Raw genomic sequence first — 956 nt, 5'->3', positions numbered from 1 at the left:
CCTCCCACGGTTTTTCCTGGTCTCTCGCGATACCCTGCGATGCTTGGCGTCCAGACGGCTCCCGCTCGCCAGCTTGCGCTGACAGGTGGACCGATCCGCCAAGTAACCCTGGCAGCTTCCGCCAGGTCAAGCTGTCAGACGCCGTATTTCCCCAGCTCAGGCGCGACCGTTCCGCAAGGTATCGGCGTCAGTCACAATCACAGGTGCAGCACGTCGACGGCGACGCCGCCGTAACGGTCGGAGTCGACGGTGAGGATCGGCAGGCCGGTGGCGAGCGCGAGAGCCGCGGCGTGGGTGGCGGGCCATCCCAAGCGGGAGTGCCGCTCGCGGAGGGTGTCGAGATGGCCGGTGCGGGTCAGCCCGCAGATGTCGATCGCACCGGCCGGCGCGACCGCGATGATGTCGGCGAGGTGCCCGGCGAGGCCGGGGCGGGCTTCCGTGGCCTGGGCCAGGCACAGCGCCGGCACGTCCAGGGTCGGGCCCCCGTCGATCGCGCCACGCAGCAGCCGCGACAGCTCCCTACGCTGGTGCTCGCTGCCGGTGTCGGCAAGCCCCGCGCTCAACGCGAGGTCGTCGAGAACGTAGCCGCTCACGCGACCGCGCCCGCCCGGTGTGCGGCAAGTGCGTCGATCGCTGCCCGGCCGAGCACGGCCACCGGGTCGCGGTCGTCGGCCCCGGTGCGCAGACGCCCGGCCGCGCTGTTCAACGCTGCGGCGATGCTCGGCGGCGCCGGGTAGAGCCCGGTGGTGTCGCGCACCCACGCCAGTGCCGCGGCTTGGGCGTGCAGGACCGCCACGGCCCTGTCGGCAGCCTGGTCAGGCTGGCCCAACAGGTCATCGACCACGGCGTGCGCCCGGCTCCGGTCGTCGGCTGCGCTCATAGATAGAAATCTTACCTTCCGAGGGCCTGACAGCAGGCCCAGGCCCTTCCAGGCAGGACAGCTCGGCCTGCCCGGA

General features: G+C 71.8%; 2 protein-coding genes. Both read right to left on the bottom strand.

The genetic code is table 11. From position 1 onward, the window contains the following. Positions 1–197 precede the first annotated feature (197 nt). Positions 198–593 carry a hypothetical protein gene (locus MJ797_RS19970; RefSeq protein WP_239338009.1) on the bottom strand — a complete coding sequence of 132 codons (396 nt, stop codon included), beginning with the start codon at positions 591–593 and terminating at the stop codon, positions 198–200. Continuing rightward, positions 590–880, bottom strand: a complete 291-nt coding sequence (locus MJ797_RS19965; RefSeq protein WP_239338005.1) for a hypothetical protein — start codon at positions 878–880, stop codon at positions 590–592. The genes MJ797_RS19970 and MJ797_RS19965 overlap by 4 nt, the downstream gene beginning before the upstream one ends. Between the last annotated feature and the right edge of the window lie 76 nt (positions 881–956).

The sequence above is a fragment of the Protofrankia sp. CiP3 genome, assembly GCF_917627345.1.
GTDB lineage: Bacteria > Actinomycetota > Actinomycetes > Frankiales > Frankiaceae > Protofrankia.
The sequence above is the reverse complement of the archived record's forward strand: the minus strand, read 5'-3'. Positions and strand labels throughout refer to the sequence as shown.